21 protein-coding genes and 2 pseudogenes are annotated in these 21,118 nt (G+C 71.3%); 17 read left to right on the forward strand and 6 right to left on the reverse strand.

Translation table 11 applies throughout. The features are described from left to right. Positions 1 to 153: 153 nt before the first annotated feature. Positions 154 to 783, reverse strand: coding sequence for an NTP transferase domain-containing protein (locus tag ACF1FZ_RS18530; RefSeq protein ID WP_391774492.1), 630 nt, complete (start codon positions 781 to 783; stop codon positions 154 to 156). Positions 784 to 1,221: 438 nt separating this feature from the next. Here ACF1FZ_RS18530 and ACF1FZ_RS18535 point away from each other — a divergent pair. After that, positions 1,222 to 1,563, forward strand: a pseudogene (locus ACF1FZ_RS18535) (ATP-binding cassette domain-containing protein); the annotation flags it as partial. Between the two features lie 43 nt (positions 1,564 to 1,606). Here the strand turns inward: ACF1FZ_RS18535 and ACF1FZ_RS18540 are convergent. Beyond that, positions 1,607 to 2,407 carry an IclR family transcriptional regulator gene (locus tag ACF1FZ_RS18540; protein ID WP_391774442.1) on the reverse strand — a complete coding sequence of 267 codons (801 nt, stop codon included), beginning with the start codon at positions 2,405 to 2,407 and terminating at the stop codon, positions 1,607 to 1,609. 331 nt (positions 2,408 to 2,738) lie between these two features. On the opposite strand from ACF1FZ_RS18540, the gene allB reads away from it, so the two are divergent. The 3 genes and pseudogenes from allB to ACF1FZ_RS18555 all read left to right on the forward strand — a co-directional run bounded on the left by allB (position 2,739) and on the right by ACF1FZ_RS18555 (position 5,109). Further along, entirely contained in the window at positions 2,739 to 4,082 is a 1,344-nt protein-coding gene (gene allB / locus ACF1FZ_RS18545; RefSeq protein ID WP_391774443.1) for an allantoinase AllB, read from the forward strand. Between the two features lie 2 nt (positions 4,083 to 4,084). Further along, positions 4,085 to 4,668, forward strand: a pseudogene (locus ACF1FZ_RS18550) (allantoicase); the annotation flags it as partial. Positions 4,669 to 4,779: 111 nt separating this feature from the next. Next, entirely contained in the window at positions 4,780 to 5,109 is a 330-nt protein-coding gene (locus ACF1FZ_RS18555; RefSeq protein WP_391774493.1) for a putative quinol monooxygenase, read from the forward strand. Positions 5,110 to 5,141: 32 nt separating this feature from the next. On the opposite strand, the gene ACF1FZ_RS18560 is transcribed toward ACF1FZ_RS18555, so the two are convergent. Then, complete coding sequence (locus tag ACF1FZ_RS18560) at positions 5,142 to 5,978, reverse strand: aldo/keto reductase (RefSeq protein WP_391774444.1); 837 nt, start codon at positions 5,976 to 5,978, stop codon at positions 5,142 to 5,144. Positions 5,979 to 6,108: 130 nt separating this feature from the next. Here ACF1FZ_RS18560 and ACF1FZ_RS18565 point away from each other — a divergent pair, with 130 nt between their 5' ends. Further along, positions 6,109 to 7,170, forward strand: a complete 1,062-nt coding sequence (locus ACF1FZ_RS18565; RefSeq protein ID WP_391774445.1) for a YihY/virulence factor BrkB family protein — start codon at positions 6,109 to 6,111, stop codon at positions 7,168 to 7,170. A 17-nt stretch (positions 7,171 to 7,187) separates the two neighbouring features. Here the strand turns inward: ACF1FZ_RS18565 and ACF1FZ_RS18570 are convergent, their stop codons facing one another. After that, entirely contained in the window at positions 7,188 to 7,832 is a 645-nt protein-coding gene (locus tag ACF1FZ_RS18570; protein ID WP_391774446.1) for a TetR/AcrR family transcriptional regulator, read from the reverse strand. Between the two features lie 219 nt (positions 7,833 to 8,051). Between ACF1FZ_RS18570 and ACF1FZ_RS18575 the strand changes: the two genes are divergently transcribed. Next, complete coding sequence (locus tag ACF1FZ_RS18575; RefSeq protein WP_391774447.1) at positions 8,052 to 8,972, forward strand: DMT family transporter; 921 nt, start codon at positions 8,052 to 8,054, stop codon at positions 8,970 to 8,972. A gap of 11 nt (positions 8,973 to 8,983) precedes the next feature. On the opposite strand, the gene ACF1FZ_RS18580 is transcribed toward ACF1FZ_RS18575, so the two are convergent. Continuing rightward, entirely contained in the window at positions 8,984 to 9,187 is a 204-nt protein-coding gene (locus ACF1FZ_RS18580; protein ID WP_391774448.1) for a hypothetical protein, read from the reverse strand. Positions 9,188 to 9,332: 145 nt separating this feature from the next. Here ACF1FZ_RS18580 and ACF1FZ_RS18585 point away from each other — a divergent pair, with 145 nt between their 5' ends. From ACF1FZ_RS18585 to ACF1FZ_RS18605, 5 genes are read left to right on the forward strand one after another with little or no spacing between them, the layout of a single operon-like run. After that, positions 9,333 to 10,550, forward strand: coding sequence for a sensor histidine kinase (locus ACF1FZ_RS18585; protein WP_391774449.1), 1,218 nt, complete (start codon positions 9,333 to 9,335; stop codon positions 10,548 to 10,550). Beyond that, positions 10,547 to 11,275 carry a response regulator gene (locus ACF1FZ_RS18590; protein WP_391774450.1) on the forward strand — a complete coding sequence of 243 codons (729 nt, stop codon included), beginning with the start codon at positions 10,547 to 10,549 and terminating at the stop codon, positions 11,273 to 11,275. The genes ACF1FZ_RS18585 and ACF1FZ_RS18590 overlap by 4 nt, the downstream gene beginning before the upstream one ends. Before the next feature lie 31 nt (positions 11,276 to 11,306). Then, a complete protein-coding gene (locus tag ACF1FZ_RS18595; protein ID WP_391774451.1) occupies positions 11,307 to 12,479 on the forward strand; it encodes a cytochrome P450 in 1,173 nt (390 codons plus the stop codon). A 15-nt stretch (positions 12,480 to 12,494) separates the two neighbouring features. Then, positions 12,495 to 12,929 (forward strand): PaaI family thioesterase, encoded by a 435-nt coding sequence (locus ACF1FZ_RS18600; protein WP_391774452.1) that lies wholly within the window; start codon positions 12,495 to 12,497, stop codon positions 12,927 to 12,929. Then, complete coding sequence (locus ACF1FZ_RS18605; RefSeq protein ID WP_391774453.1) at positions 12,926 to 14,122, forward strand: cytochrome P450; 1,197 nt, start codon at positions 12,926 to 12,928, stop codon at positions 14,120 to 14,122. Before ACF1FZ_RS18600 ends, ACF1FZ_RS18605 begins: the two co-directional genes overlap by 4 nt. Before the next feature lie 6 nt (positions 14,123 to 14,128). Here the strand turns inward: ACF1FZ_RS18605 and ACF1FZ_RS18610 are convergent, their stop codons facing one another. After that, entirely contained in the window at positions 14,129 to 15,133 is a 1,005-nt protein-coding gene (locus tag ACF1FZ_RS18610; RefSeq protein ID WP_391774454.1) for a Gfo/Idh/MocA family oxidoreductase, read from the reverse strand. Positions 15,134 to 15,226: 93 nt separating this feature from the next. On the opposite strand from ACF1FZ_RS18610, the gene ACF1FZ_RS18615 reads away from it, so the two are divergent. From ACF1FZ_RS18615 to ACF1FZ_RS18640, 6 genes are all read left to right on the forward strand, one after another. Then, on the forward strand, positions 15,227 to 15,988 hold the full coding sequence (locus ACF1FZ_RS18615; RefSeq protein ID WP_391774455.1) for a GntR family transcriptional regulator: 762 nt from the start codon (positions 15,227 to 15,229) through the stop codon (positions 15,986 to 15,988). 240 nt (positions 15,989 to 16,228) lie between these two features. Continuing rightward, positions 16,229 to 17,212 (forward strand): substrate-binding domain-containing protein, encoded by a 984-nt coding sequence (locus tag ACF1FZ_RS18620; protein ID WP_391774456.1) that lies wholly within the window; start codon positions 16,229 to 16,231, stop codon positions 17,210 to 17,212. Then, on the forward strand, positions 17,209 to 18,258 hold the full coding sequence (locus ACF1FZ_RS18625) for an ABC transporter permease (protein ID WP_391774457.1): 1,050 nt from the start codon (positions 17,209 to 17,211) through the stop codon (positions 18,256 to 18,258). The genes ACF1FZ_RS18620 and ACF1FZ_RS18625 overlap by 4 nt, the downstream gene beginning before the upstream one ends. Beyond that, complete coding sequence (locus tag ACF1FZ_RS18630; RefSeq protein ID WP_391774458.1) at positions 18,255 to 19,115, forward strand: ATP-binding cassette domain-containing protein; 861 nt, start codon at positions 18,255 to 18,257, stop codon at positions 19,113 to 19,115. Before ACF1FZ_RS18625 ends, ACF1FZ_RS18630 begins: the two co-directional genes overlap by 4 nt. Before the next feature lie 132 nt (positions 19,116 to 19,247). Further along, the gene (locus ACF1FZ_RS18635) at positions 19,248 to 20,414 is read left to right on the forward strand and encodes an ROK family glucokinase (RefSeq protein ID WP_325750913.1); all 1,167 of its coding nucleotides are present in this window, start codon (positions 19,248 to 19,250) and stop codon (positions 20,412 to 20,414) included. An 82-nt stretch (positions 20,415 to 20,496) separates the two neighbouring features. Next, entirely contained in the window at positions 20,497 to 21,114 is a 618-nt protein-coding gene (locus tag ACF1FZ_RS18640; protein ID WP_391774459.1) for a hypothetical protein, read from the forward strand. Positions 21,115 to 21,118 lie beyond the last annotated feature (4 nt).

The raw sequence follows: 21,118 nt of genomic DNA on the forward strand, positions 1-21,118 counted from the left end.
CCGCCGAGGACCGGAAGCGGAACCATGAGCTTCTGAACAGTGGATATTAGTTTCCTCATGGTGGAAGTTCAATGGTTTGTTGATGTCGAGATTCTCCGGGTCGACAGACGCGCCGAGGCGGTGGCTCGGCGTGCCAGGTCCGATACGGTGCGTTCACTCCAGGTGTGTCAGGTCCTCCACCGTGTCGATGTCGTATGCCCGGGCCACACCGGAACACTCGACGAGGGTGATCGCGTCGCGGTGCGCACGCAGGTATGCCCGTGCCCCCTGGTCGCCCGCCGCACCTGCCGAGATGTCCGCCCAGTGGCCGGCCCCGAACAGCACGGGGTGACCACGCTCCCCTTCGTAGGCCGCGGCCGCGAGGGTCGTCCGGGAGCGGTACGCCGAGAGGACCCGGGCCACCGCCTCCGCCCCGATGCCCGGCTGGTCGACCAGGAGGACGAGGGCCGCGTCGGCGTCCGAACCGGCAAGGGCGCCCAGTCCCGCCCGGAGGGAGGAGCCCATGCCCTTCTCCCATGACGGGTTCACCGTCACCGTGCACGCGGAGAGGTCCGCCCGGGCCCGCACCTCCTCGGCCGCGGCGCCCAGGACGACGTGGACGGGGCCGCACCCCCCGTTGCGCAGGGCCCGCACCGCGTGCTCGGCCAGGGGGCGGCCCCGGTGTTCCAGCAGTGCTTTCGGTCTGCCGCCGAGGCGACGGCCACCGCCGGCTGCGAGCAGCACCCCGGCGATCACGGGAATCCGTTGTGTGTGGGTCACGTGTCCTGGATACCACTGCGCCATGGGGAGCGGCGGAAGGCGAATCATCACCTCCGGGATGCCGTGATTCCCGGTCCGCGCAGTGGCGCAGGACGTCGTCCATGGTTATGGCCTGGCGGCGGGCCCGGGCGTTCGGCCGCTGTCCCGGGGCAGGCCGGCACACCGGCACGACGGCGTGCGAGGGGGAGTGCTCTGTCACGAAGCACGGAGCGGGGCGGTCGGCCGGGGGCGGCGATGACCCGGGAGTGACTGAGCCGCGCACGGCGGTCTCCCGGATCCGCCGCGAACCGGCCGGACACCCGCCGGGTTCCCGGACCGTGGCACAGCCGGGGAGGGGGCGGCCGCGCTGGACGCCATGACGGTCAGTGGCCGGCCGGGACCCTCGGCTGCGCGTTCGCTGCTGCTGGTCGCGGGGTGATCGGCACGGTCGGCGTGCTCGGGCCCGGGCTGCGCGAGGTACGCGGGTCGGTACGCGCCGCCCGTGGCCGCGCGCTGGGCCTCCTGGACGCCGCCGGCCTCGCCGGCAGTGCGGACCGCAGGCCGCACCAGCTGCCGGGCGGTCGGCGCCAGCGGATCCGCATCGCCCGGGCCCTGATGAACCGGCCGGCGGTGCTCCTCGTCGACGAGCCGACCAGTGCGCTCGACCGCGAACACGGATCAGAGGTCCTGGACCTGCTGGCAGGTCTCACCCGGGAACGTTCCACGGCCACGGTCGTGGTGACCCGCGACCGTGCGCACCTGGGCCGGACGGACGGGACGGCGAGGATGGAGGACGGCCGCCCGGCGGTGTCCGCTCCGGTCTGAAGGACTGCCGGAGCGGGGTGGGCGCCCGCGTTCCGGCCGGGCCTCAGGCGGCGGGCCCGCTGTTCGCCAGTGCCTCGGAGAGTTCCTTCGCGATCTGCTGCAGGATCGGCACGATCCGTTCGGTCGCCGTCTCGGTCACCCGGCCCGCGGGTCCGGAGATGGAGATGGCGGCCGAGGTGGGGGAGTCCGGCACCGGGACCGCGAGGCAGCGGACCCCGATCTCCTGCTCGTTGTCGTCCACCGCGTAACCCGCCCGGCGCACCTGCTCGAGTGCGTCGAGGAAGCCGTCCGGCGTGGTGATCGTCTTCTCGGTGGCCGCCGGCATGCCCGTACGGGCCAGCAGGGCCCGCACCTCGTCCGCCGGGGTCTGCGCGAGGAGTGCCTTGCCGACCCCGGTGGAGTGAGGCAGCACCCGCCGGCCGACCTCGGTGAACATCCGCATCGAGTGCTTCGACGGTACCTGGGCGACGTACACGATCTCGTCCCCGTCGAGCAGCGCCATGTTCGCCGTCTCGCCCGTCTCCTCGACCAGGCGCTGGAGATACGGCCGCGCCCAGGTGCCCAGCAGCCGGGACGCGGACTCGCCGAGGCGGATCAGACGCGGACCCAGCGCGTAACGCCGGTTGGGCTGCTGGCGTACGTAGCCGCACACGACCAGGGTGCGCACCAGCCGGTGGATGGTCGGAAGGGGGAGCCCGCTGCTCGCGGAGAGTTCGCTGAGCCCGACCTCGCCCCCGGCATCCGCCATGCGCTCCAGCAGGTCGAAGGCGCGCTCGAGGGACTGCACACCGCCGCTGGGACCGGCGGGTTTGGAGTCGGATGTGCTGGCGTGGGACGGCGGCACGTCAACGGTCCTTTCGAAGCGGAGGCAAGGCAGCAGCCTACCGGGCTGTTCCCGATCGGCCCACTGCTCCCGGCGCGACGTCCTTGCCGGTCAGGAGCTGTTTTGTCCTGGTGTCGGCGGTACGGCCCGCCTTCGGCCCTGAGCGCGGTGACGCCACTCCTGGCCCGTTCTACGTTCCGCCTGTCGAAAATAAATTTTTACTTCGTGGAAAACTCCAAATGGGGCCGTCCGGGGTCCGCCGGTGCTCGCACGGGGAGGCGGGGTCTTGACGGGCCGTACTCCCGAGTGAAGACTCCTTCAACAAAACGTTGAATCTGCGTGAGGAGCACAGGTGTCCGGTGTGGACGTGAAGCTGGTACTCCGCTCGACGCGCGTCGTCACACCCGAGGGAACCCGCGCCGCAGCGGTCCTCGTCGCCGGCGGCGAGATCGAGGCGGTCCTGCCGCACGGCGCGGAGGTGCCCGGCGGCGCCCGCGTCGAGGACTTCGGCGACGACGTCCTGCTGCCGGGACTCGTCGACACCCATGTCCATGTGAACGACCCCGGCCGCACCGAGTGGGAAGGCTTCTGGACCGCCACCCGCGCCGCGGCGGCGGGCGGCATCACGACCCTGCTCGACATGCCGCTCAACTCCCTCCCGCCGACCACCACGGTGGAGCACCTGCGCGTCAAACAGCGGGTGGCCGCACCCAAGGCGCATGTCGACACCGGTTTCTGGGGCGGTGCGGTCCCCTCCAACACCAAGGACCTGCGCCCGCTGTACGAGGCCGGGGTGTTCGGCTTCAAGTGCTTCCTCTCACCCTCCGGCGTCGAGGAGTTCCCCGAACTGGACCAGGAGCAGCTGGCCCGCTCCATGGCCGAGATCGCGGGCTTCGGCGGCCTGCTGATCGTGCACGCCGAGGACCCGCACCACCTGGCCGCTGCCCCGCAGCGGGGTGGGGAGAAGTACGCCGACTTCCTGGCCTCCCGCCCCCGGGACGCGGAGAACACCGCGATCGAGGGGCTCATCGCACACGCACGCCGGCTGAACGCCCGCGTCCATGTCCTGCACCTCTCCTCCGGTGACGCCCTGCCGCTGATCGCCGCGGCCAAGCGTGAGGGCGTACGCGTCACCGTCGAGTCGTGTCCGCACTTCCTCACCCTGACCGCCGAGGAAGTGCCGGACGGGGCGACGGAGTTCAAGTGCTGCCCGCCCATCCGGGAGGCCGCCAACCAGGACGCGCTCTGGGCCGGGCTCGCCGACGGCACGATCGACTGCATCGTCTCCGACCACTCGCCCTGCACCACGGACCTCAAGACCCCGGACTTCGCCTCCGCGTGGGGCGGGATCTCCTCACTGCAGCTGGGCCTGCCCGCCGTCTGGACCGAGGCGCGCCGGCGCGGTCACACCCTCGACGACGTCGCACGCTGGATGTCCGCGGCCCCCGCCTCCCTGGCGGGCCTCACACGCAAGGGCGCCATCGAGGCCGGGCGGGACGCGGACTTCGCGGTCCTCGCCCCCGACGAGACCTTCACCGTCGACCCGGCAGGACTCTTCCACCGCAACCAGGTCACCGCTTACGCGGGGAAGACCCTGCACGGAGTCGTCAGGTCCACCTGGCTGCGGGGTACGCGGATCGCGGCTGACGGCGTACCGGCCGGCCCCGCCGGCCGTCTTCTCGAGAGAAACCGGTGACCATGACGGCGACACCGTACTTCACCGGCGACGCGAGCCCGTACGGAGGAGGTGACCCGTACGCCGACCACCGCACCGCCGGCTTCCCCTTCACCCACCTCGTCGACCTCGCGGACCGTCGCCCCGGGGGCGGGGACATCGCCGCCGGCGACGGGTTCTTCACCGAGCGCGAGAACCTGCTGAAGCCGGAGCCCGCGGAATTCGACCCCGAGCGCTTCGGGCACAAGGGCAAGATCATGGACGGCCGGGAGACCCGCCGCCGGCGTGACAAGGGCAACGACTGGATCCGTTACCGGCTGGCCGAACAGGCGGAGATCCGGGCGGCCGAGATCGACACCGCCTACCTCAAGGGCGACGCGGTGATCTCGGTCGGTGACGGCGGGGAGGGCGAGCGGCGGGAGATCCTGCCCCGCACCCGGCTCCAGCCCGACACGGACCGCCGCTCCGTCCTGCCCGAGCCGGTGCGCGGCACGCACGTCCGGACCGACGTCCTCCCGGACGGCGGAACCTCCCGGCTGCGGCTCTCCGGCTCACTGACCGGGGAGGCGCGGCACGGCCGGCCGCCCGCCACGAGGAGCTCGGCGGACAGCCTCCGCACGCACCGCGCGCGGCCCGCGGGCGGGTGCGCCGGTTCACGTCCGGCCTGTATGGATATGGGACCCTGGTCGGGACGCCGCCGCCCCGACCAGGAGTCGCCATGATCTTCATCGCCGTCAAGTTCACCGTGCGTACCGCCGAGCGCGACAACTGGCTCCCGGCCGTGGAGGACTTCACCCTCGCCACCCGTCAGGAGCCGGGCAACCTCTTCTTCGACTGGTCCTACAGTGTCGAGAACCCGGACCAGTTCATCCTGCTCGAGGCGTTCGCCTCGCAGGAGGCGGGCGTCGCCCACGTGAACTCCGAGCACTTCAAGGCGGCGGTCGACACCATGTCGGAACTCGTCAGCGAGGTCCCGGAGATCATCAACGTCGAGGTGCCCGGTGACGACTGGTCCCGTATGTCGGAGGTCACCCCGCGCAACCGGTGACCGCCGGCCCACCCGCCGGACGGCGACCGCCGTCAGAACTCCTCGTGCGTCTCGGGGTCCCCGCCGAAGCGGTGCGACGGCCGGGCCCCGATGCGGTCCAGCTCCTGCCGGGTCAGCTCGAAGCCGAACAGGTCGAGATTCTCCCGCTGCCGCCCGGGATCGGCGGACTTCGGGATGGGCACCGCCCCCAACTGGGTGTGCCACCGCAGCACGACCTGGCCCGGAGTCACCCCGTGGGCCCTGGCGGCGGCGATCACTTCCGGAGCCTCCAGCACCTGACGGCCCCGGGCCAGCGGGCTCCAGCTCTCCGTGACGATGCCCTTGGCGGTGTGCCACGCACGCAGGTCCTCCTGGGGGAGCAGGGGGTGCATCTCGATCTGGTTGATCACGGGCAGCACACCCGTCTCCCGTTCCAGCCGCCCGAGATGCTCCGCCGTGAAGTTGGAGACACCGATGGAACGTACGAGACCGTCCTCACGGAGCTTGATCATCGCCTTCCAGGTGTCGACGTACCTGTCCACCCGGGGCAGCGGCCAGTGGATGAGATACAGGTCGACGTACTCCAGCCCCAGCTTGCTCCGGGACTCCTCGAACGAGGCCAGTGTCTCCTCGTACCCGTGGTGGCGGCCGGGGACCTTGGTCGTGACGAAGATTTCCCTCCGCGGTACTCCGGAGCGGGCGATACCACGGCCGGTTCCGGTCTCGTTCCCGTAGTTCAGCGCGGTGTCCACGAGCCGGTAGCCGAGCCGCAGCGCACCGGCGACAGCCTTCTCGGCCGCCTCGTCGTCGAGCGGCCAGGTGCCCAGGCCCACCGCGGGGACGGTGTTGCCGTCGTGGAGGTCGCGGGCCGGGGGCGGTGTCTGGCTCATGGTCTCCCCTTTCGTTCACGTGCCGTCCCCGCCAGCGTAGGACGGGCCGCCGGGCGACACCTCGTCCATCCAGACGCACGAAGCGGTCGTGCGGTCGCGTGACGTGCGCACCTGGGGTTGTCTGCTTCTCATGTCGCACGAACAGCAGCATCAGGACGACACGGGTCCGAGTGAGGGACGGCCGGGTGCCGGCCCCGACCCGCAGGTGGAACATGACGCACCCGATACACCCACCCAGGTCGGCAGGGCGTCCTGGGTGGCGGTGCTGAAGCGCACGCTGAAGGAGTTCAAGGGGGACGAGCTCACCGATCGGGCGGCGGCCCTGACCTACTACGGGATCCTGGCCCTGTTCCCCGCCCTGCTGGTACTCGTCTCACTGCTCGGCATCGCGGGCAGGTCGGCGACGCGGACCGTGCTGGAGAACATCCAGAAACTGGCCCCGGGCCCGGCGCGTGACGTCCTCGCGAACGCGGTGGACCAACTGCAGTCCAGCAGCGGGACCGGCTGGGTGATGGCGGCCGTGGGCCTGGCGGTCGCCCTGTGGTCCGCGTCCGGCTACGTGGCCGCGTTCATCCGGACCTCCAACGCGGTGTACGACCTGCCCGAGGGCCGCCCGGTCTGGAAGGTGCTCCCGGTCCGTGTCGGCCTGACTCTGGTGCTGCTGGTACTGGCCTGCGTGAGTGCGCTGATCGTCGTACTCTCCGGCGGCCTCGCCCGCCGGCTCGGTACCGCACTGGGCGTCGGCGACACGGCCATGACCGTCTGGTCGATCGCGAAATGGCCCGTCCTGGTCGTCCTGGTGGCCGTCATGCTGGCGATCCTGTACTGGGCGGCGCCGAACACCAAGGGGCGGGGCTTCAGGTTCGTCTCACTGGGAAGCCTGCTGGCCCTGCTGATCTGGATGGTCGTGTCGGCCGCCTTCGCCTTCTACGTCGCCAACTTCAGCTCGTACAACAAGACCTACGGCGCCCTGGCAGGAGTGATCATCTTTCTGGTCTGGTTGTGGCTCACGAACCTCGCGGTGCTGCTCGGACTCGAATTCGATGCGGAAACGGACCGGGAACGGGCCGTCATCGGCGGTCATCCGCCCCTGGAGGAGCCGTACGTCGCCCCCCGGGACACCCGCAAGTGGACCGACCAGGACCGCAGGAGCATGGGGGACACCGGCCCCTCGGACCCACGGTCCGGCTGAGGGGCCGGTCATTTCGTTCAGGGGACGGCCGGCAGCACGGAAGGCTCGGTGGCGGCGGCGTACAGCCGCCCCAGAATGGCCCGCGCCGCCTTCGTGTAGCCGGGGTTGTTGTTGTGCAGTACGGATTCCGCGTTGGCCAGTTCCATGAACGCGATGAGCTCGAACGCCAGCTGTGAGACGTCCGTGTCCGCGGCGAGTTCGCCCCGCACCCTGGCCTCCTCCACGGTCTCCTCCACGAAGGTGACCCAGCCCGTCTGCGTGGAGGCCAGGGCGTCGTGCACCTTGCCCTCCCTGGAGTCGAACTCGGCGATGGTCGCGTAGAAGAAACAGCCACCGCTGAACACCCGGCGCTGCGAGTAGGAGAGCCAGCTCTCACACATCCGCCAGACGCGGCCCAGACCGGGAGGAGCCGCCCTCGTCGGTGTCAGCACGTGATCGACGAAGACGGCCACGGCGGCGCGCACGGTGGCGAGCTGCAGCTCCTCCTTGGAGCCGAAGAGCGCGAACACACCGCTCTTGCTCAGCTTCAGCTCCGTGGCCAGCCGGCCGAGCGACAGGCCCTCCAGCCCCTCGGTCGAGGCGACGTGGACCGCGCGCCCCAGCACCAGTTGCCTGGTCTGGTTCCCCCGCTCGACCCGTCCGTCCAGCCGCGCTCCACCCATGTGCCAACTCCGTGTGTCCGAGCGTCCCGAGACCGACATTCTAGGAGGAGCCGGTACCGGAGGGAGACCGCTTCGACCGGTGACGAACCCTGCGAACAGGTGGCCGAGTCGCCCTGCGGGGGGAGGTTCCGGAGGACCTCCGGTCCGGTACGGTGATCGCTCCCGTGCGAGCCGGCGAAGTCTCCACGCCGTTCCCCCCGTGGAGAACCAGGAGAACAGGTGTCCTCTGCCGCTCTGCCCGCCCTCGCTCCACCCCGCCGTGCGTGGGTCACCGACCTGCCGCTCCTGCTCGTCGCCGCCGTCTGGGGTGCCAGCTACCTCGCGGCCAAGGGCATCACCACGACGCACACCGTGATCGCGGTCCTCGTGCTCCGCTTCGCGATCGTGCTGCCCGCCCTGGGCGTCGCCGCACGGCGCGGGCTGCGGGCGCTGAGCGGTCCGCAGTGGCGGGGCGCGGGCCTGCTGGGGCTCGTGCTCAGCGGGATCTTCCTGCTCGAGACGTACGGTGTCGTGCACACGTCGGCGACCAACGCGGGGCTCATCATCAGCCTCACGATGATCTTCACCCCGCTGGCCGAGGCGGCCGTGACCCGGGTCCGGCCGCCGGCGGGCTTCCTCGCGGCTGCGGGCCTCTCGGTCACCGGTGTGGTGCTGCTGACGCAGGGCGGCGGTTTCACCACCCCCTCGGCAGGCGATCTGCTGATGCTGTGCGCGGCCCTCGCCCGTACGGTCCACGTCCTGGCGATGGCGCGCATCAAGGCGGTCCAGGACGCCGACTCGCTCTCCCTGACCACCGTGCAACTCGGCAGCGCGGTCGCCGTCTTCGCCGTACTGGCCGCTCTTCCCGGGACCGGGCCCGCGCCCTGGACCGTGGCGGCGGACTTCGGCGCCGCCGAGTGGGCCGGGCTGCTCTTCCTGTCCGTCTTCTGCACGCTGTTCGCGTTCTTCGTGCAGATGTGGTCGGTACGCCGCACCTCACCGTCCCGGGTCAGCCTGCTGCTCGGTACGGAGCCGCTGTGGGCCGCCGCCGTCGGCGTCGCCATCGGCGGCGAACACCTCGGCGCACCGGGGGCGCTGGGCGCGGTGCTCGTGCTGGCGGGCACCGCGTGGGGCCGCCGCCGCGCCGACGTCCCCTCCTGACGGGGCCCGCGTCACGCCCTGACCGAGTCCGCGGCGATCATCAGGGCTCCGCCGGCCACGACCAGCACGATGCTGACGAGGAGTCCGTGGTCGCGGAGGAACTCGAGTCCGGCCACCACGGTCCACAGCCGGAACCAGCCCGTCCACTCGTACAGCAGCCCCGCGGCGCCCTGTACGAACACGATGAACCCGGCCGTCTCCACGAATCTCTTCATGCCCCCAGCCTGGGGCGGGCGGTTCCGCCCCCGCGTCGGCCACCGGTCTGCGGGGCACCGACGAAAGTCCCGTATCGCGCGACTTCGGTATCTTCCCGGCTCGGAACAGCCCTCCCGCGTCCGCCGGCTGCGTAACTTTGCCGACATGACACGTACGGAGTACCGCTGGCTGCTGCCCTCGGCCCTGGTGGACGACGAGTTGCCCGGCGACCGGGGCAGGTCGCGGCGGACCGTGCGGGACTGGGCCGTCGACGTCGCGCTCTTCCTCTGCGCGTCGGGCTTCGGGATGCTCACCCTCGCGGCGATCGATGCCGACCCGGCCACACCGGACGGAGTCGTCCTCACCGACTCGCTCGTCGGAGCCGCGTCGTGCTGCGCGCTCTGGGCCAGGCGGAGACGGCCGGTCGCGATCGCCGTGGCCCTGACGGTCCTCAGCCTCGTCGAGCCCGTCGCGGCCGGGGCCATGCTGATCAGTCTGTTCGGTCTGGCCGTGCACCGGCCGTTCAGGCCGGTGGCCCTTGTCGGTGCGGGCGCCCTCGTCGTGGCTCCCGTGCAGCCGATGCTGCGTCCTGACCCCGCGACGTCCTTCGTCGCCTCCGCCGTCATCGGTGCACTGCTCGTCCTCCTCATGCTCAGCTGGGGCATGGTCGTGCGCTCACGGAGGCAGCTGCTCGTCACCCTGCACGAACGCGCGCGCCGGGCGGAGAGCGAGGCGGCGCTCCGCGCCGAGCAGGCCCAGCGGCTGGCGCGGGAGGCCATCGCCCGTGAGATGCACGACGTCCTGGCCCACCGGCTGACCCTCCTCAGCGTCCACGCGGGCGCTCTCGAGTTCCGTCCCGACGCGCCTCCGGCCGAGGTCGCGAGGGCCGCCGGAGTCATCCGGGACAGTGCTCGCGAGGCGCTCCAGGACCTCCGCGAGATCATCGGTGTGCTGCGCGCACCCGGCGACAGCGACGACGGCAACAGGCCCCAGCCCACCCTCGTCACTCTCGACGCCCTGATCGACGAGTCCCGCTCCGCCGGCATGCGGGTCACCCTGGTCAACAGCGTCACCGACCCGGCCGAGGCGCCCGCGGCCACCGGACGCACGGTCTACCGCATCGCCCAGGAAGCACTGACCAACGCCCGTAAGCACGCGCCCGGCGCCCCCGTCGACGTCACCGTGGCGGGCGGACCGGGCGACGGGCTGACCATCGAGGTCGGCAACCCCGTTCCGGCCGAACCCTTCGAACCGGTCCCCGGCTCCGGCCAGGGGCTCATCGGCCTCACCGAACGCGCCGGCCTGGCCGGCGGCAGTCTGGAGCACGGGCCCCGGCCCGACGGCGGATTCGCGGTCAGGGCCCGGCTACCGTGGCCCGCATGAGCACTCCCAGGTCTCCTGAGGCCCCGCCGGTCCGGCTGGCCGTCGTCGACGACGACCCGCTGGTGCGGGCCGGACTCGCCCTGATGCTCGGAGGTGCCGACGGCATCGACCTCGTGGGGGAGGGGGCCGACGGCACCGAGGTCCGCGCCCTCGTCGACCGCTCGCACCCCGACGTGGTGCTCATGGACATCCGGATGCCGGTCATGGACGGGCTGGCCGCGACCGAGGAGCTCCGGCGCCGGCCCGGTGCGCCCGAGGTCATCGTCCTGACCACCTTCCACGCCGACGAACAGGTGCTGCGCGCGATCCGCGCGGGGGCGGCGGGATTCGTCCTGAAGGACACACCGCCCGCGCAGATCGTCGAGGCGGTCCTGCGGGTCGCGGCCGGTGAACCCGTCCTCTCGCCCGCCGTCACCCGCAGGCTCATGGCCCACGCGGCGGGAGACCCGGCGGACGACCGCCGGGCCCGCCGGACACACGCCAGGCAGCGGTTCGCCGGGCTGGGGGCGCGTGAGCAGGACGTGGCCACGGCGGTCGGCCGGGGCAGCTCCAACGCGGAGATCGCCGCAGCACTCCATCTGAGCGTGGCCACCGTGAAGACACACGTGTCCCGCATCCTGGCCCGGCTCGAACTCGGCAACCGCGTACAGATCGCCTTGCTGGTCCATGACGCGGGTCTCCTCCATGAGGACGAGGACGGGACGCGGGGCAGCCGCCTAGGCTGAACCGGTCAGACCGGAGAAAGGGGGCGGGACGATGTCAGTGATCGATCTGCGCGGGGCGGCGGACTTCGGCGCGAATCCGTATCCGTACTACGCGAAGATGCGAGCCGAGGGCCCGGTGCACCAGGTCCGTACCGACGACGTCGAGCGGGTGTGGCTGATCGTCGGTTACGAGGAGGCCCGCGCGGCCCTCGCGGACCAGCGGTTCAGCAAGGACTGGCGCACGACGGAGCTCTTCCCGGTGACGAGCAACCCGATCAACGCCAACATGCTGGAGACGGACGCCCCGCACCACACCCGGCTGCGCAAACTCGTCGCACGCGAATTCACCGCCCGGCGGATCGAAGCGCTGCGTCCCCGCGTCGAGCAGATCACCTCGGACCTCCTCGACGCGATGGTGCCCGCCGGGAGCGCCGACCTCATCGACGCGTTCGCCTTCCCGCTGCCGATGACCGTGATCTGCGAGCTCCTGGGCGTACCCGACATCGACCGGGACGCCTTCCGCCTGCTGTCCAACGCGATCGTCACGCCCGTCTCGCCGGGGGAGGAGGGCGAGGCGGTCCACGCGATGGGCGTCTACCTCGGTGAGCTGATCGAGGACAAACGCCGTACCCCGGGCGACGACCTGATGAGTGCCCTGATCCAGGCACACGACGACGAGGGCGACCGCCTGTCCCCGGACGAACTGATCGGCATGGCCTTCCTGCTCCTGGTGGCCGGGCACGAGACGACCGTGAACCTGATCTCCAACGGTGTACGCGCACTGCTCGACCATCCGGAGCAGCTGGCCCTGCTCCGGGCGCGGCCGGAGCTGATCGACGGCGCGGTCGAGGAGATGCTCCGCTACGACGGGCCCGTCGAGACGGCGACCTTCCGCTTCACCCGCGAACCCGTCAGGATCGGCCCGGTCGTCATCCCGCAGGGCGAGGCGGTGCTGGTCGCCCTGGGCTCCGGCGACCGGGACCCCGCCCGCTACCCGGAGCCCGACACCTTCGACATCCGGCGTGAGGCGCAGGGGCATCTGGCCTTCGGGCACGGCGTCCACTTCTGCCTGGGTGCCCCGCTGGCCCGGATGGAGGGCCGCATCGCGATCCGCGCACTGCTGGAGCGCTGCCCCGCGCTCGCACGCGATCCGGACGGCGGAGAGCCCGACTGGCTGCCCGGGCTGCTGCTCCGGGGGGTCCGCCGTCTTCCGGTGCGCTGGTGAGATGAGATGACGTCCATGACCGAACTCTCCCTGGACACCGCACAGCAGGTCCTCGACAGCCAGCCCTTCAGCGGGCTCGTCGGCGCGCGGATCACGGCGTTCGGGGGTGGCGAGGCCGTCATCGAGGTCGACGTGCGCGAGGAGCTCACCCAGCAGAACGGGTTCCTGCACGGCGGGGTGCTGTCCTACGCGGCCGACAACGCGCTGACCTTCGCCGCCGGGACGACGCTCGGATCAGCCGTCCTGACCGGCGGTTTCTCGATCCAGTACGTCCGCCCGGCGAGCGGCCGCACCCTGAGCGCCCGCGCCGAGGTGGTTCACACCGGCCGCAGACAGGCCGTCGTGCGCTGCGACCTGTACACCGTGGACGACGAGGGGGCGGAGGCCCTGTGCGCGGTCGCCCAGGGGACCGTTCTCTCTGCCCGCCCGGCCCGAAGGGAACCACGTTGACCACCCAGGCCCTGCTCGACCTCGGCGCGCTCGGCGACGATTTCATCCGGGACCCGTATCCGGTGTACGCGCGCTTACGCGCCCGTGGGCCGGTGCACCGGGTCCGTATCCCGGAGGGAGCGGAAGCCTGGCTCGTCGTCGGGTACGAGGCGGGAAGGGCCCTCCTCGCCGACCAGCGGCTCTCCAAGGAGTGGCGCAGGGCCTCGCCCGCGCTGGGCGTCCGCAAGGTATCCGTGGGCACGTCCATGCTGGGCAGTGACGCTCCGGTCCACACCCGCCTGCGCAGGCTCGTGGCCCGGGAGTTCACACCCCGCCGTATGGAACGGCTCGCCCCGCGCGTCCAGGAGATGACGGACGGATTCCTCGACTCCATGACCGAGGCGCCGGGCCGGACCGCCGACCTGGTCGAGGCACTGTCGGTCCCCCTGCCGATGGCGGTCATCTGCGAACTGCTGGGTGTGCCGGCCCTGGACCGGCGGGCGTTTCGGAAATGGTCCGACACCGCGGTCTCCTCCCTCGACGCCGAGGCGCGTGACCGGGCCAAAGCCGCCATGACCGCGTACCTCGCCGAGCTGATCGCGAAGAAGCGCGCGGCTCCCGGGGACGACCTGATGAGCGCGTTGATCCACACGTCGGACGACGACGGCGACCAGCTCTCGGCCGATGAGCTCATGGGCATGGCCTGGCTGCTGCTCGTCGCCGGGCACGAGACCACGGTCAACCTCATCTCCAACGGCGTCCTGAGCCTGCTGACGAATCCCGGTCAACTAGCAGCCCTGCGGGCCGACTTCGGCCTCATCGACAACGCGGTCGAGGAGACACTCCGCTACGAGGGGCCCGTCGAGACCCCTACCTACCGCTTCACCACCGAACCGCTCGACGTCTCGGGCACGGTGATCCCCGGTGGCGGCGAGCTCGTCCTGGTCGCGATGGCCGACTGCGACCGCGACCCCGCCCGCTTCCCGGACGCCGACCGCTTCGACATCACCCGGGACGCGCGCGGGCACGTCGCCTTCGGCCACGGCATCCACTACTGCCTGGGTGCGCCGCTGGCCCGCATCGAGGCCCGCATCGCCATCAGGTCGCTCCTCGAACGCTGCCCGGGGCTGCGGCTCGACACGGACCCGGCCCGCCTGTCCTGGCGTACGGGCATGCTGATCCGGGGCCCGCTGAGTCTGCCGGTGTCCTGGTAGCGGGCTTCAGATCCCGGGGATCTCCGTCATCCGTACGGGACGGCGCCGACGGCGCGACAGCTCGCACGCCTCGGCGACGCGCAGCGCGTGCAGCGCCTCCCGTCCGTCGCACGGATTCGCCCGTTCGCCGCGTACGACGCCCAGGAACGCGTCCAGTTCGGCTTCGTACGCCGGGGCGAACCGCTCCAGGAACCCCGGCCAGGGCTTGGCCGGGGCCGGCGGCCCCTGCGGCTCGGCGGAGGTCAGCGGCGTACGGTCGTCCAGGCCGACGGCGATCTGGTCCCGCTCGCCCGCCAGCTCCATGCGCACGTCGTATCCGGCCCCGTTGCACCGGGTGGCCGTCGCGGTGGCGAGTGTGCCGTCGTCCAGGGTCAGCAGGGCTGCCGCCGTGTCCACGTCGCCCGCGTCCCGGAACATCGCCGGGCCTCCGTCCGACCCCGTGGCGTACACCTCCGCCACCTCACGGCCCGTCACCCAGCGCAGGATGTCGAAGTCGTGCACCAGGCAGTCCCTGAACAGGCCGCCGGAGAGCGGCAGATACGCGACGGGCGGGGGAGCGGGATCGGACGTCGTCGCCCGTACGGTGTGCAGCCGGCCCAGAGCTCCGCCGCGCACGGCGGTGCGCGCCGCCGCGTAACCGGCGTCGAACCGGCGCATGAAGCCGAGCTGGAGCACACTGCCCGCCCGCTCGGTCTCGCGCAGCGCGCCCAGGGTCCCCGCCAGGTCCAGTGCGATCGGCTTCTCGCAGAAGGCGGGCAGGCCGGCCCGCGCCGCCTGGCCGATGAGAGCGGCGTGCGCCGAGGTGGCCGAGGTGATCACGACCGCGTCCACCCCCGCCCGGAAGACCTCCGCGACGGACGCGACGGCCGTCGAACCCGTCCGTGCGGCGACCTGTGCGGCGCGGGCGGCGTCCGCATCCGCCACCACCAGGGAGACGACCGCGGGATGGCGCGCCAGGACGCCCGCGTGGAAGGAACCGATCCGGCCCGTGCCGATGAGTCCGATGCGCATGGACCCAACGTGCCGCCACCCCGGCGCACTGTCAACTATATGTCCTGACAAAGTGAGGGGTGCGGCGCGGTCGCACGGGGTACGCTCCGTGCCGTGCCCAAACCCGCCGCCGACTCCGCCGCCCTGGGGCTGGGCGTGGACCGCACCAGCCCCGTCCCGCTCTACCACCAGCTGGCCCAGCAGTTGGAGGCGGCCATCGAGCAGGGGAGGCTCGCACCCGGCAGCCTCCTCGGCAACGAACTGGAACTCGCCGCCCGGCTCGGACTGTCCCGGCCCACCGTCCGTCAGGCCATCCAGTCGCTCGTCGACAAGGGGCTGATGGTGCGCCGGCGTGGCGTCGGCACCCAGGTCGTGCACAGCCGCATCAAGCGCCCGCTCGAACTGAGCAGCCTCTACGACGACCTGGAGACGGCCGGCCGGGGCCCGGCCACCCGGGTCCTGCGCAACACGGTCGAGCCGGCGACGCCCGAGGCCGCCACCGCGCTCGGCGTCGAGGAGGGCAGTGACGTCCATCTCGTCGAACGGGTGCGGTACGCGCACGACGAGCCGGTCGCGCTGTTGCGCAACCATCTGCCACCGCACCTGCTCGAGCTCGGCACCGAGCGGCTGGAGTCGACCGGCCTCTACCGGATGATGCGTGCCTCGGGCATCACCCTGCACAGCGCCCGGCAGTCGGTCGGTGCTCGCGCCGCGACCGCCGAGGAGGGCGAACTGCTCGCGGAGCCCGCCGGGGCGCCGCTGCTGACGATGGAACGCACCACCTTCGACGACGGCGGCCGGGTGGTCGAATTCGGCTCACACGTCTACCGGGCGTCGCGGTACGCCTTCGAGTTCCAGCTGCTGGTCCGGCCCTGAGACCCGGCCGGCGGCCTCCGGCCGGAACGCCCGGACAAAAGCATTGACGCGGTCATGTTAGGTCGTTAGAACGGCGGCAGGGACGCGGCCCGCGCCCCTGCCGGGCCGTGCCGGTCCGGGCTCGGGGATACTTGGCCCGCCGGGCGGCGAGTCCGCTCTCCCCGGCTTCACCAGGCAGCACAGCGAGCAGCACTAGAAGGGCACGGCGTCGTGGCAAGGGTTCGGACAGGGGTACGCGCGATGGGCGCCGTGCTGGCAGCGGTACTGGCGGCCTCCCTCGCGGGATGCAGCAGCACCGGCGGCAAGCGGGCGGAGGAACGCGCCGCCCGGCAGGCCGCCGAGGGCCGGTCCGCGGTGAACACGCCCCGCTGGACGTTCGCCATGGTCACCCACTCGGGTGACGGCGACACTTTCTGGGACATCGTCCAGAAGGGCGCGGAGCAGGCAGCCGTCAAGGACAACATCAACTTCCTCTACTCGCACGACGCCGAAGGGCAGCAGCAGGCCGAGCTCGTCCAGACCGCGATCGACAAGAAGGTCGACGGCCTGATCGTCTCGCTCGCCAAGCCGGACTCGATGAAGGCGGTCGTGGCCAAGGCCGTCAAGGCCGGCATTCCCGTGATCACGGTGAACTCCGGCTCCGCCGAGTCCAAAGCCTTCGGCGCACTCACCCACATCGGCCAGGACGAGTCCATCGCGGGCGAGGCGGTCGGCGACGAGCTCGACGAGCGCGGCCGCAAGAAGGCGCTGTGCATCCTGCACGAGCAGGGCAACGTCGGTCACGAGCAGCGCTGCGCCGGGGCGAAGAAGACCTTCGGCGGGACGATGCAGAACCTCTACGTCGACGGTACGAACATGCCCGACGTCCAGGCGTCCATCGAGGCCAAGCTCGACTCCGACCGGAGCATCGACGCGGTCGTCACCCTCGGCGCCCCGTTCGCCGCCGCGGCCGTCAAGGCCAAGCGGACCGCGGGCAGCAAGGCCGAGATCGACACCTTCGACCTCAACGCGAGCGTCGCCACCGGCCTGCAGAACAAGTCGCTCGGCTTCGCCGTCGACCAGCAGCCCTACCTCCAGGGCTACCAGGCCGTCGACCTGCTCTGGCTCTACCGCTACAACCAGAACGTGCTCGGCGGCGGCCTGCCCGTCCTGACCGGACCCCAGGTCATCACCCGTGACGACGCCGACGAGCTGGCGGAGTACACGAACCGGGGAACCCGATGACCGCGACCGGGCAGCCGGCGGCGTCGCACACCGACGAACGCCTGCTGCGCACCTCCCCGCTGCGCAAGCTGCTCGGCCGGCCGGAGCTGGGCTCGGTCGTCGGGGCCGTGGCCGTCCTCCTCTTCTTCGCGATCGTCGCCGACAGCTTCCTCCAGGCATCCAGCCTCGGCACCGTGCTGTACGCGGCCTCCACCATCGGGATCATGGCGGCGCCCGTGGCGCTCCTGATGATCGGTGGCGAGTTCGACCTGTCCGCCGGTGTGATGGTGACCAGCTCCGCGCTGGTCTCCTCGATGTTCAGCTACCAGATGACCGCGAACGTCTGGGTGGGCGTCTTCGTGTCGCTGCTGGTCACCCTGGGCTTCGGCGCGTTCAACGGCTTCATGCTGACCCGCACCAAGCTCCCGAGCTTCATCATCACGCTCGGCACGTTCCTGATGCTGACCGGCCTGAACCTGGGCTTCACCAAGCTGATCAGCGGCACGGTCTCGACCAAGACCATCGGGAACATGGAGGGCTTCGAATCCGCCCGTAAGGTCTTCGCGTCCCACCTCACCCTCGGCGACGTCGAGCTGAAGGTCACCATCCTGTGGTGGGCGGCGCTCGTCGCGATCGCCACCTGGATCCTGCTCCGCACCCGCTTCGGCAACTGGATCTTCGCCGTCGGCGGTGAGGCCGACGCCGCCCGCGCGGTCGGCGTGCCCGTGATCCGCACGCGCATCGGGCTCTACCTCGGTGTCGCCTTCGCCGCCTGGGTCTCCGGGCAGCACCTGCTGTTCTCCTACGACGTGGTGCAGTCCGGCGAGGGCGTCGGCAACGAGCTGATCTACATCATCGCGGCCGTCATCGGCGGCTGCCTGATCACCGGCGGTTACGGCTCCGCGATCGGGTCCGCGGTCGGCGCGGTCATCTTCGGCATGACCAGCAAGGGCATCGTGTACGCGGAGTGGAACCCCGACTGGTTCAAGTTCTTCCTGGGAGCGATGCTGCTCCTGGCCACCCTGCTCAACGCATGGGTACGCAAGCGTGCGGAGGCGACGAAATGACGGCCACCCAGGCTCCCGCTCCCCGGGACACGGCCGGCCCGGCGCTCGTCGAGCTCGACGGCGTCAGTAAGTACTACGGCAACGTCAAGGCCCTGGAGGACGTCTCCCTGGAGGTCCGCGCGGGGGAGATCTCCTGCGTCCTCGGCGACAACGGCGCCGGCAAGTCCACGCTCATCAAGATCATCGCGGGGCTGCACCGGCACGACGCCGGGACGTTTCTGGTCGAGGGCGAGGAAACCACGCTCGCCAACCCGCGCGACGCCCTGGACCGGGGCATCGCCACCGTCTACCAGGACCTGGCCGTCGTCCCGCTGATGCCGGTCTGGCGCAACTTCTTCCTCGGCTCGGAGCCGACGAAGGGCTCCGGCCCGTTCAAGCGCCTCGACGTACGGCGGATGCGTGAGACGACCCGTGCGGAGCTGCTGCGCATGGGCATCGACCTCCGCGATGTGGACCAGCCCATCGGGACCCTGTCCGGTGGCGAGCGCCAGTGTGTGGCCATCGCCCGCGCCGTGCACTTCGGCGCCAAGGTCCTCGTCCTCGACGAACCCACCGCAGCGCTCGGGGTCAAGCAGTCCGGGGTCGTACTCAAATACGTCGCGGCCGCCAGGGACGCCGGACTCGGCGTGGTCCTCATCACGCACAACCCGCACCACGCCTATCTCGTGGGCGACCGTTTCGTGCTGCTCAAGCGCGGCGCCATGGCCGGCAGCCACACCAAGGACGGCGTCACGCTGGACGAACTGACCCGTCAGATGGCCGGTGGGAGCGAGCTCGACCAGCTCAGCCACGAGCTGGAGCGAGCCCCGTCACCCGGCCGCCTCGGCGGCCGCCCGGTCGGTGACGACACCCCGTAGATCCCGTCCCGCACCCCCCGTCCCCGGGCCGGAGGCCGGTCGTGGGGGTGCGGGAATGGCAGAATCGTGTGCGGCGGGCGCCGTCCGCCGCCGGACTGATCACCGACCGGCCCCCCGACCTGCGCAGGGACGATGAGCACGTACCGCGACTTCACACACCGCGGCTCCGCCCGCGCGACCGTCCTGCGGACCGTCGGCACCAGGGAGCGGCGCTCGCACCTGACGGCGCCCAGGGTTCCCACCGTCGGCATCGACATCGGCGGGACGAAGGTGATGGCCGGCGTCGTCGACGCCGACGGCAACATCCTGGAGACCCTGCGCACCGAGACGCCGGACAAGTCCAAGAGTCCCAGGGTCGTCGAGGACACCATCGTCGAACTGGTCCTGGACCTCTCCGACCGGCACGACGTCCACGCGGTCGGGATCGGTGCGGCGGGCTGGGTCGACGCGGACCGCTCCAAGGTGCTGTTCGCGCCGCACCTCGCGTGGCGCGACGAACCGCTCCGCGACGCCCTGGCCTCCCGGCTGGTGGTCCCGGTGATGGTCGACAACGACGCCAACACGGCGGCCTGGGCGGAATGGCGTTTCGGCGCCGGCCGCGGTGAGGACCACCTGGTCATGATCACACTGGGCACCGGCATCGGCGGCGCGATCCTGGAGGACGGGCACGTCAAGCGCGGCAAGTATGGCGTCGCGGGTGAGTTCGGCCATATGCAGGTGGTGCCCGGCGGGCACCGCTGCCCCTGCGGCAACCGCGGCTGCTGGGAGCAGTACAGCTCGGGCAACGCCCTCGTGCGCGAGGCCAGGGAACTCGCCGCGGCGGACTCCCCGGTGGCACACGGCATCATCGAGCGGGTCAAGGGCAACATCCCGGACATCACCGGGCCGCTCATCACCGAGCTGGCCCGGGAGGGCGACGCGATGTGCGTCGAGCTCCTCCAGGACATCGGCCAGTGGCTCGGCGTCGGCATCGCCAATCTCGCGGCCGCCCTGGACCCGTCCTGCTTCGTCATCGGCGGCGGTGTCAGCGCTGCCGACGACCTGCTGATCGGTCCGGCACGGGACGCGTTCAAGCGTCACCTCACCGGCCGTGGCTACCGCCCCGAGGCCCGGATCGCCAAGGCACAGCTCGGCCCCGAGGCGGGCATGGTCGGTGCCGCCGACCTCGCCCGCCTGGTCGCCCGGAGGTTCCGGCGGACCAACCGCCGCCGGGTCGAGCGCTACGAGCGGTACGCGCAGTTCTACGACCAGGCCGCGAGCACCATCCGGAACACGCGCGGCACCCGTACCGACGACTGATCCGCGGGCCGTGGGCCGTGCGCCGCGGCACCCGGCCTCCCCCCCCCCCGTCCCGTACCGCAGCTTCGAGGGATCACCGACCATGACCGCAGCCGAGCACCACGTCGTGCCGCGCCAGCCCCCTTCGTCCGGCTCCTCGGAGCCCTCCGGGCCCTCCGGTAACGGGACGCCGCCGCAGGACCGGCGGAGCGTGATCCGGCGGCGGCTGATCACGCTGACCATCATCGTCCTGCTCATCGGCATCCCGGCCGGCTACCTGGTGATCTCCGCAGGACAAAGCCGTCGCTCCGGCAAGGACAAGGAGGCCGAGGCCGCCGCCCAGGGGCTGCGCGAGGACTGGCCTTCCGGCATGCAGCGCCGGATTTTCGAACTGCCCATTCCGGGCAATGCGGTCGGGGTGCAGTACTACGAGACGAACAACTGGAAAGCCAGCCGGATGTACGTGAAGTTCCGTACGACCTCCGCCGGGCTGGACCGCTTCCTGAGTGGTGTCGGCACCGGCCGTGCCGCGCTGGAGACCGGAAAGGTCACCATCAGCGAACGGGACGTCAAGATCACCGGATGGTACTTCGGACCGGGCGTCCACTGGGCGGGAACAGTCCACAAGAACAAGGACCCGCGTCCCACCCAGAGCATCACCGTCAACATGACCGACCCGGCGGCTCCGGTCGTCTACGCGGTCTCCGCGGCGACCCCCTGACGGA

Origin of the sequence: Streptomyces sp. NPDC014623 (assembly GCF_043088245.1) — a bacterium.
Taxonomy (GTDB): domain Bacteria; phylum Actinomycetota; class Actinomycetes; order Streptomycetales; family Streptomycetaceae; genus Streptomyces.